This window comes from Microbacterium hibisci, assembly GCF_015278255.1.
Lineage (GTDB): Bacteria > Actinomycetota > Actinomycetes > Actinomycetales > Microbacteriaceae > Microbacterium > Microbacterium hibisci.
Window position 1 is genome coordinate 315644 of sequence record NZ_JADIJC010000003.1, and the last position, 9098, is coordinate 324741.

Here is a 9098-nt window from a genome sequence, read left to right on the forward strand (position 1 = left end):
CGCCCAGTCTGACGACGGGTTCCGACCTTGTCGAGGAGAGGAGGGCGGATGCCGCATCCCGTGCGGCATCCGCCCGTCCCGCCGTGTCGCCGGCGCCCTTCTCCGTGCTTCGTCTCCCCCACTGCGGGCGCCCAGGCCGAGTCCGTGGCGCGTAGCGCCGAGGCGGAGTAGACACGTCGTATGACGAAGGCGAGCGACTGGCTGGCGGGCTACATCAAGGCGTGGGACTCGAAGGACGAAGGCGACGTGCGGGCGATCTTCGCCGACGACGCGGAGTACTGGTTCCGGCCCGACGACGACGATCCCGTGGTCGGCATCGACGCGATCGTCGAGATGTGGGGTGAACCGGAGGCCAGCGACCCGACCCACGATCTCGCGGTGCTCATCGAGAACGACGAGGTCGGGATCATCAAGGGCACCGTGGTATACCCCGGCCACGCGAGCTACTCGAACCTCTGGGAGGTCTGGTTCGCGCCCGATGGCCGCGCGACGAAGTTCGTCGAGTGGTTCATGACGCCGCGCAAGCCCGACGACGAGTGAATCGCCCTCCCCGGATCAGACCCGCTTGCGCACCACCGTGAACCGGTCGCGCTCGCCCCCGGGCGCAGACCGGTTGTCTAGCCTGAGGTCGTGATCCATCTCGTCGTCCGCCGCATCCGACCCGACCACCGCGAGCGTGTCAGCAGCTGGCTCGGGGAGGTCGACGGACCGCGCCGCGCAGAGGCGCTGGCCTCGCTCGACGCCGAGGGGATCGACCACGAGACGGCGATGCTCGTCGACACGACGGACGGACCGATCCTCGTCTACGCGATGCAGACCGACGATCTGTCCCGCGCTCGCGCGGTCGCCGACGGATCCCTGCGGCCGATCGACGCCGAGCACCGCGCCGTCATGCGCGCCGCGGACGGCGGTCCGGTCGAGGCCGTGACAGTGCTCGATCTTCGCGCGGGCGAGCGGTAGCGGCGCGAAGACCAGGAAGAGGTTCCGGAAAGTGCATCCAAGAGCATAGGACTGCGAGAAGTACTCCGTAGCGGGTGAACACGCATCCGCCACAGAGGAGGGGAAAGTCCAATGAAGCGCATTCTCGCCACCGGAGCCATCGTGGCTCTCGCCGTGTTCGGCGTCGCCGGCACGGCCAACGCCGCGCCCGCCGATGCAGCGTGTTTCGGCCAGGTGCACAAGACGATCAACACCGAAGGCGCCCTCGGGTTCACCAACGTCGGTGACGTCGTCCAGGCACTCGGCGGCCAGGGCAAGAACGACACCGCTCGCGGCATCTGCGACTGAGGCCGGGCCCCGCTCCGCATCACCGTCCGGTGACTGCCGGGCGACGCGGGTCACGGCCGTCGAGACGACGGGATGAGCGGATGCCGCGGGCTGCGGCATCCGCTCATCTCATGGCGTCGCGTCAGAACGGGTTGGGCGTGAGCGTGTACTTCGTCTGCAGGTACTCGTGGATGCCCTCTGCGCCGCCCTCGCGGCCGAGGCCCGACATCTTCCAGCCGCCGAACGGGGCGGCGGCGTTGGAGACGACCCCCATGTTGAGGCCCATCATGCCGGTCTCGAGGCGCTCGATCATGCGCTGTCCGCGGGCCAGGCTCTCGGTGAAGACGTACGACACGAGCCCGTACTCGGTGTCGTTCGCGAGGCGGACGGCGTCGTCCTCGGTGTCGAACGGGATGATCGCCAGCACCGGTCCGAAGATCTCCTCGCGGAGGATGTCGGAGCCCGGCTTGACGTCGGTGACGACGGTCGGCTCGTAGAACGTGCCCGGCCCTTCGACCTCGTTGCCGCCGGTGGTGACCTTCGCGCCGCGGTCGACGGCATCCTGGACCAGCTGCGAGGCCTTCGCGACCGCACGGTCGTCGATGAGGGGTCCGATGTTGACGCCCTCCTCGGTTCCGCGCCCGACGGTGAAGCCGTTCACGCGCTCGGTGACCCGGCGGGCGAACTCGTCGGCGACCGACCGGTGCACGATGAACCGGTTCGCGGCGGTGCAGGCCTGACCGATGTTGCGGAACTTCGCGAGCATCGCGCCGTCGACGGCCTTGTCGAGGTCGGCGTCGTCGAACACGACGAACGGCGCGTTGCCGCCGAGCTCCATCGACGTGCGCAGCACGCCCTGCGCCGCCTGCTCGAGCAGCTTCTGCCCGACCTGAGTCGACCCCGTGAACGACAGCTTGCGCAGGCGCGGGTCGCGGATGATCGGCTCGGACACCGCGCCCGATGTCGAGGTGGTGAAGACGTTGACCACACCCGCCGGCACGCCGGCGTCCTCGAGCAGCTGCGCGAACGCGAGGGTCGTCAGCGGCGTGAGCTCGGCGGGCTTGATGACCACCGTGCAGCCGGCCGCGAGCGCGGGCGCGATCTTGCGGGTCGCCATTGCGAGCGGGAAGTTCCACGGCGTGATGAGGAAGCACGGGCCGACGGGGTGCTGCGACACGATCATGCGGCCAGTGCCCTCGGGGTTCGCGCCGTAGCGGCCCTGCACGCGGGCGGTCTCCTCGCTGAACCAGCGCAGGAACTCCCCGCCGTACGCGACCTCACCGCGGGCCTCAGCGAGCGGCTTCCCCATCTCGATCGTCATGAGGAGCGCGAAGTCCTCCTTGCGCTCCTGCAGGAGGTCGAAGGCGCGGCGCAGGATCTCGGCGCGTTCGCGCGCGGGCGTGGCCGCCCAGGCCGGGAACGCCTCGACGGCGGCATCGAGCGCGGCGATGCCGTCCTCGGGCGAGGCGTTCGCGATCTCCTTGACGACCTCGCCGTTGGACGGGTCGTAGACCTTCAGCGTCTTGCCCTCGGCGGCGGCGCGCCACTGCCCGCCGATGAACAGACCGTCGGGGACGGATGCCAGCAGTTCGGACTCACGGGTTTCGGTGATCGTCGTGGTCACGGGGACTCCCTTGTCGGTTCCGGATGCTGCGGACCGCGGCATCCGTGCTGTCGATGTCTACGGGCAATTCTGCCCGCCGCCGCCCAGCGCGGCCGATATACGCGATGTACAGAGCACGGGTGGGTTTCGCCCCCCTGCACACTCAGCGGGCGACACCCGCCGGCTCGTGCTGCGGCAGGAACGACCGCGCGAAGAAGTCCGTGAGCTCGTCGGTCGCCTCGAGCGGCAGCACCGCCGCGACGTACTGGTCGGGGCGCACGATCACGACCACGCCGTCGCGCGACAGGCTGCGCTCGTCGAAGATGTCGTCGGTCGTCCAGGCGCTCGGGGCAGCCGCGTAGACCTTCTCCCAGTCGGTGAGGCCGAGCGGACCGGTCTTCGGGAGGAACAGGTCCGGCACGCGCGTGATGTCGACCTCTTCGTGGGGCTGCTGGTACACGACCTTCACGTCGAACACGGCGTCGACATCGGCGCCTTCCGGCGTGAAGCGCTGCACCGGAGACGCCGGCGAGCCCATGAACTCGGCCCAGTGCGAGAGAGCGGATGCCTCGCCCGCGGCGGGCGCGTCGGCGAACGCGTAGATGCGCCACCGGCCGTCGGCCTTCGCGTGGTGGCCGAGATGCACGGCATTGCCGTCGCACACGCGCACGACCTCGACCGACTTGAAGCGCTTGCCCAGCGGGAACCCCTCGGCGAGCGCCTGGTGGGACGCCGGGGACTCGGCATCTGCCACCACCATCGACGGGCCGTACTGCGTCATGAAGCCCGACGGGAACTCGGCGGTGCCGAGGTAGAAGGTCGCGAGCTCCTGCGGGTCGGAGATCTCCTCGGGCTTGCGCGCCATGAGCGCCGACCACTCGCGGTCGAAGTCGATGAGCTGCTGGGCGACCGGCTGGCGCTCGGCCGAGTAGGTCGACAGCAGACTCGCGGGGCTGAGGCCCGTGAGCACATGGCCGAGCTTCCAGCCGAGATTGAACCCGTCCTGCATCGAGACGTTCATGCCCTGCCCGGCCTTGGCGCTGTGCGTGTGGCAGGCGTCGCCGGTGAGGAAGACGCGAGGGTCGTGACCGTGGTCGACGTCGACGTCGTCGAACTTGTCGGTGACGCGGTGGCCGACCTCGTAGACGCTGTGCCAGGCCACCTGCTTCACGTCGATCGAGTACGGGTGCAGGATCTCGTTCGCCCGGCGGATCACCTCTTCGATCGGCGTCTGGCGCACGCGATGGTCGTCGTCGGCGGCGACCTCGCCGAGGTCGATGTACATCCGGCTGAGGTAGCCGCCCTCGCGGGGGATGTGCAGGATGTTCCCCGCCGACGAGTTGATGGCGCACTTGGTGCGCCAGTCGGGGAAGTCGGTGTTCACGAGCACGTCCATCACGCCCCACGCGTGCGCGGCGAACTGCCCGACGTGCTTGCGGCCGATCGCCTCGCGCACGCCGCTGCGCGCGCCGTCGCTGCCGACGACGTACTTGGCGCGCACGGTGCGCTCCTGGCCGGCGCGCTCGCCGGCGGTGTACCGCACGCGCACCTCGACGGGGTACTCGCCCTCTTCAAGCACCGTGAGCCCGGCGAATTCGAGGCCGTAGTCGGGCGTGATCCGCCCCGGTCCGTGCGCCGCCGCCTCGGCGAAGTAGTCGAGCACGCGCGCCTGGTTGACGATGAGGTGCGGGAACTCGCTGATCTTGAACGCGTAGTCCTCGGTGCGCGCGGTGCGGACGATGTCGCGGGGGTTCTCGGGGTCGGGACCCCAGAAGTTCATCCATGCGATGTTGTAGGCCTCGGCGATGATCCGCTCGGCGAATCCGAACGCCTGGAAGGTCTCTACGCTGCGCGGCTGGATGCCGTCGGCCTGCCCCAGCACGAGCCGGCCCTCGCGCCGCTCGATGATGCGCGTGGTCACGTCCGGGAACTGCGACATCTGCGCCGCGAGGAGCATGCCCGCGGGTCCCGAGCCGACGATCAGCACGTCCATCTCGTCGGGCAGCTCGGCCGGACGGTCGACACCGGTGCCGGCGGCGTCCTGCACGCGCGGGTCGGCCGAGACGTAGCCGTGGTGGTGGAACTGCATCGGTGTCCTCCTCGGACGACGGTGTCGAGGGCTTGCGGCCTGGGTGCTTGAGCGTGAACGATGCGTGTTCTATATTCGAACACGCCGTTCTACTATTGAACAGATCGTATACGACCGGTCGGCAAGCGGCAAGACCGTGGGCCGGCGAGACAATGAGCTTCCATGACGCCGACCGCGACCACCACGCCCGCCTCGCAGACGCTGAGCCGCGGCATCCGGATCCTCGAAGTGCTCGCCGACGCGCGCCGGGCGCTCTCGATCGACGAGATCGCCGAGCGGCTCGAGGTGCACCGCTCGGTCGCGTACCGCCTGCTGCGGACCCTTGAGGATCACGGCCTGGTCGAGCGCGACGCCGCCGGACGCATCGAGCTCGGCGCGCGGCTCGCCGCCCTCGCGGCGGGCGTCGCGCACGACCTGCAGGCCGAGGCGGTGCCCGAGCTCACCGCGGTCGCGGCGGACCTCGGCGTCACCTGCTTCCTCGCGGTGCTCGACCACGACGAATGCGTGACGCTGTCGAGCATCGAACCGCGCCACGCGGTGAATCCGGTCGCGCAGCGCCCCGGGACGCGGCATCCGATCACGCGCGGCGCCCCGGGCAAGGCCATCCTGTCGCTGCTCCCCCGGCCCTCCTGGCCCGCCGATGTGTCGGCCGAGCTGGCGCAGGAGGTGACGGATGCCGCGACCCGCGGCTTCGCCACCAGCCACGACGAGGTCATCCCGAGCCTGCGCGCGGTGGCGGTGCCGTTCACGGTGCGCGGGCGGGGTCCGGCGGCGATCGCGGTCGTGTTCGTGGCGAGCAGCCACAGCGACGAGGAGATCGCTGCGCGGCTCGCGGTGTCGGCGCGGGCGATCCGCGACGCGCTGGGCGGCTGAGCCTGACCGGTCGGGCGCTCAGCGCACGAGGAACTCCTCGACCGCCGCGCGGAACGCCGCGGGCTGCTCGATCCAGGGGTAGTGACCGCAGTCCGCGAGCACGATGGACTCGCCGTGGCGGAACAGCCTCGCCGCGGCGACGACCGGCGCGCAGCCGGTGAGCGCGTCCTCGGCGCCCGCGATGACGAGCACCGGGGCATCGGTCTCGGCGAGAAGCGCCGCGAAGGCCTCGGGCGCCGGCGACGAGAAGTACGCCCGCGCCGCCGGCACCGCGCGGGTGCCCACCGTCGCGTGCGCACGCTCGGTCTCGCCCCAGTGCGCGTACCCGGCGGCGGCGGTTGCGGCATCCCACGCGGCGAAGTCCGCTTCGTCGTCGAGCGGCGCCGGCGTCGAGAGGTGGGCGAACGCGCGCTGGAAGGCGGCGTCGCCGGCGCGGCGGGCGGCGATGGCCGCGGTGTCCGACGGCTCGTCGACGAGATGCGCCACCGGGGGTGTGACGAGCACCAGGCGGCCGACCCGCTCGGGGTGCCGCGCGGCGAACGCCGTGGCGACACGCGTGCCCGCCGAGTGGGCCACGATGTCGAGGCGGTCGAGACCGAGGTGCACACGCAGCGCGTCGAGGTCGTCGCCCTGGGCCCACCACGACGCGGCCGTCTCATCGGCCGGCAGCGGCGAGCGGCCGACACCGCGCAGGTGCACGGTGAGGCGCCGGCGATCGGCGCCGGCCCCTGCGAGGTCGCCGAGGTACGAGGGATGGCGGGCGGCGCCGCCCGAGATGAACACGACCGGCGCACCCTCGCCGACCTCGTCGTAGAACAGCTCGGCGCCGTCGGCGGCGCGGTAGACCGGCACGCTCAGGCCGTCGTCGGGAACTCGGTCACGTAGCGGAGATTGTACTCGGCGACACGCTGCGGCTGTCCGGCGAACGCCTCGGCACGCGCGTCGGTGGCCATGTACTCCTTCTCGAGCGCAACGAACGCCTCCTCGTCGCCGGGGGCGCTCACCGCCCACACGAACTCGTTGGTCTCGCGAAGGCCGTAGGCGAACTCGATGGTGAAGCCGGCCGCGGGCCGCACCTTCGGCATCCACTGGGCGAACCACGCGACGAACGCGTCGTACTCCCCCTCGACGAGCGTGTACCGGCGCAGCTGGATCGTCTTCATGTCTTCCATCTTGGCCGAAGTCCTATACTCGACTCGTCCGGCGGCATCGTCGCCCGCCGGTGCTCGAAAAATGGGCACGCAGCGCGCACGCGCGAGACACATACGGCATTCGATCCCGTTCCGTCTCGAAAGGTTCCGCCATGCCCGCGGTCTCTCCGGCCACGTCCGTCTCGGCCCACGTCGCCCTCACCCTCGCCCGCCACATCGACCACGTCTTCGGCGTGATGGGCAACGGCAACGCGTACTTCCTCGACGCGCTCGAGCGCTCGACCGATGTGCACTTCACCGCTGTGCGTCACGAGGCCGGCGGTGTGGTCGCCGCCGACGCGTACCACCGCGCCTCCGGACGGCTCGCCGCCGCGACCGCGACCTACGGCGCCGGCTTCACGAACACGCTGACCGGTCTGGCCGAGGCCGTGCAGGCGCACGTGCCGCTGGTGCTCGTGGTCGGTGACGAGCCGACCTCGGGCCCCCGCCCGTGGGACGTCGACCAGATCGCGCTCGCGTCGGCCGTCGGCGCGCGCACCTATACCGTCGGGCGGGCGGATGCCGCGGCCACGACCGTGATCGCCATCGAGCACGCCCTCACCTACCGGGTGCCCACCGTGCTCGCGATCCCGTACGACGTCGCCGCGCGCGACGCCGGCCCCCTTCCGGAGGCGCCGGAGCCGCGGCTGCCCGAGCCGCTGGCGCCCGCCGGTCCGTTCGCGGCGGGTGCCGTCGAAGGGCTCGTCGAGGCGCTCGCCTCGGCCGAGCGTCCGTTCCTCCTGGCGGGGCGCGGGGCGTGGATCTCGGGCGCGGGCGAGTCGCTCGGCGAGGTCGCCGACGCCGTGGGTGCGGTCACGGCCTCGACCGCGCTCGGGCGCGGCATCTTCCCGCGCTCCGAGTACGACCTCGGGGTCACCGGCGGCTTCGGCGCGGAAGGGGCCATGGAACTCGTCCGCGAAGCCGACGTCGCGGTGGTGTTCGGGGCATCCCTCAATCAGTTCACGATGCGGTTCGGCGACCTCTTCGCCCCCGGCACGCGCGTGTTCCAGGTCGATGTCGCGCCGGCGGCGACGCATCCGCACGTGGGCGGCTACGTGCGTGGCGACGCGGGCGTCGTCGCCCGTGCTGTCGCGGACGGCCTGCGCGCGCGCCACGTGCGGTCGAGCGGCTGGCGGGAGTCGGTCGACCTCCTGCCGCTGCGAGCCTATGAGCCCGGCGACGAGGTCGCGGCGGACGGACGACTCGACCCCCGCAGCGTCGCCGCTCGCATCGGCGAGCTCCTGCCCCCGGATCGGGTCGTCGTGTCGGACGGCGGCCACTTCATCGGCTGGGCGAACATGTACTGGCCGGTCGCCTCACCCGACCGCATGTCGATGGTCGGCACGGCGTTCCAGTCGATCGGCCTGGGCTGGCCCTCCGTGCCCGGCGCAGCGCTGGCGAAGCCGTCGGCCACCGTGGTGCTCACCACCGGCGACGGCGGCGGGCTCATGGCTCTCGCCGACCTCGAGTCGGCCGTGCGGGTCGCGGGCGGCCGCGGGCTCGCGGTGGTGTGGAACGACGCCGCCTACGGCGCCGAGGTGAACCTGTACGGGCTGAAGGGCCTCGCGAAGGAGCCGATGCTCATTCCCGAGGTCGACTTCGCCGCCCTGGCGTCGGGCGTCGGCGCCGAGGGTGTCGTGGTCCGTCGCCTGGAGGATCTCGACCGGCTCGCGACGTGGACCGCCGAGCCCGAGGCATCCCGCCGCTTCCTCGTGCTCGACTGCCGCATCTCGGGCGCGGTGGTCGCGCCGTACCAGCAGGAGATCATCCGCGTGAACTCCTGAGAGTCTTTCGCCCGCGGCTCGCGACGTTTCGTCTTCGGGCGCCAGAGCGCCCTCCGCTCAACGACCGGCACCGTGAGCCCGGTCGTCGAACCCGCGACGTTTCGTCTTCGGGCGCCAGAGCGCCCTCCGCTCAACGACCGGCACCGTGAGCCCGGTCGTCCGCGCAGCTCGCGACGTTTCGTCTTCGGGCGCCAGAGCGCCCTCCGCTCAACGACCGGCACCGTGAGCCCGGTCGTCGAACCCGCGACGTTTCGTCTTCGGGCGCCAGAGCGCCCTCCGCTCAACGACCGGCA

General features: G+C 71.3%; 9 protein-coding genes. 5 read left to right on the top strand and 4 right to left on the bottom strand.

Translation table 11 applies throughout. From position 1 onward, the window contains the following. The first annotated feature begins 180 nt into the window (after positions 1-180). The 3 genes from IM770_RS08295 to IM770_RS08305 all read left to right on the top strand — a co-directional run bounded on the left by IM770_RS08295 (position 181) and on the right by IM770_RS08305 (position 1287). Complete coding sequence (locus tag IM770_RS08295; RefSeq protein WP_203580655.1) at positions 181-540, top strand: nuclear transport factor 2 family protein; 360 nt, start codon at positions 181-183, stop codon at positions 538-540. A gap of 90 nt (positions 541-630) precedes the next feature. After that, on the top strand, positions 631-960 hold the full coding sequence (locus IM770_RS08300) for a DUF6176 family protein (protein WP_203580656.1): 330 nt from the start codon (positions 631-633) through the stop codon (positions 958-960). 111 nt (positions 961-1071) lie between these two features. Beyond that, the gene (locus IM770_RS08305; protein ID WP_203580657.1) at positions 1072-1287 is read left to right on the top strand and encodes a hypothetical protein; all 216 of its coding nucleotides are present in this window, start codon (positions 1072-1074) and stop codon (positions 1285-1287) included. A 121-nt stretch (positions 1288-1408) separates the two neighbouring features. Here IM770_RS08305 and IM770_RS08310 read toward each other — a convergent pair whose 3' ends face one another. Together IM770_RS08310 and IM770_RS08315 are read right to left on the bottom strand one after the other, a co-directional pair. Beyond that, complete coding sequence (locus tag IM770_RS08310) at positions 1409-2878, bottom strand: NAD-dependent succinate-semialdehyde dehydrogenase (protein ID WP_203580691.1); 1470 nt, start codon at positions 2876-2878, stop codon at positions 1409-1411. A 154-nt stretch (positions 2879-3032) separates the two neighbouring features. Continuing rightward, positions 3033-4958 carry an FAD-binding monooxygenase gene (locus IM770_RS08315; RefSeq protein ID WP_203580658.1) on the bottom strand — a complete coding sequence of 642 codons (1926 nt, stop codon included), beginning with the start codon at positions 4956-4958 and terminating at the stop codon, positions 3033-3035. 162 nt (positions 4959-5120) lie between these two features. On the opposite strand from IM770_RS08315, the gene IM770_RS08320 reads away from it, so the two are divergent. Further along, positions 5121-5831, top strand: coding sequence for an IclR family transcriptional regulator (locus tag IM770_RS08320; RefSeq protein WP_203580659.1), 711 nt, complete (start codon positions 5121-5123; stop codon positions 5829-5831). Between the two features lie 18 nt (positions 5832-5849). Here the strand turns inward: IM770_RS08320 and IM770_RS08325 are convergent, their stop codons facing one another. Together IM770_RS08325 and IM770_RS08330 are read right to left on the bottom strand one after the other, a co-directional pair. Continuing rightward, positions 5850-6683, bottom strand: coding sequence for an alpha/beta fold hydrolase (locus IM770_RS08325; RefSeq protein WP_203580660.1), 834 nt, complete (start codon positions 6681-6683; stop codon positions 5850-5852). 2 nt (positions 6684-6685) lie between these two features. Continuing rightward, positions 6686-6994, bottom strand: a complete 309-nt coding sequence (locus IM770_RS08330; protein WP_203580661.1) for a hypothetical protein — start codon at positions 6992-6994, stop codon at positions 6686-6688. A gap of 140 nt (positions 6995-7134) precedes the next feature. Between IM770_RS08330 and IM770_RS08335 the strand changes: the two genes are divergently transcribed. After that, positions 7135-8805: a thiamine pyrophosphate-binding protein gene (locus IM770_RS08335; protein WP_203580662.1), complete on the top strand. Its 1671-nt coding sequence runs from the start codon at positions 7135-7137 to the stop codon at positions 8803-8805. Positions 8806-9098: the final 293 nt, after the last annotated feature.

Bases quoted from the DNA above. Each gene is read 5' to 3' on its own strand.
- IM770_RS08320 (WP_203580659.1), top strand. From the start codon at position 5,121: ATGACGCCGACCGCGACCACCACGCCCGCCTCGCAGACGCTGAGCCGC.
- IM770_RS08330 (WP_203580661.1), bottom strand. From the start codon at position 6,994: ATGAAGACGATCCAGCTGCGCCGGTACACGCTCGTCGAGGGGGAGTAC.
- IM770_RS08335 (WP_203580662.1), top strand. From the start codon at position 7,135: ATGCCCGCGGTCTCTCCGGCCACGTCCGTCTCGGCCCACGTCGCCCTC.
- IM770_RS08305 (WP_203580657.1), top strand. From the start codon at position 1,072: ATGAAGCGCATTCTCGCCACCGGAGCCATCGTGGCTCTCGCCGTGTTC.
- IM770_RS08315 (WP_203580658.1), bottom strand. From the start codon at position 4,958: ATGCAGTTCCACCACCACGGCTACGTCTCGGCCGACCCGCGCGTGCAG.
- IM770_RS08295 (WP_203580655.1), top strand. From the start codon at position 181: ATGACGAAGGCGAGCGACTGGCTGGCGGGCTACATCAAGGCGTGGGAC.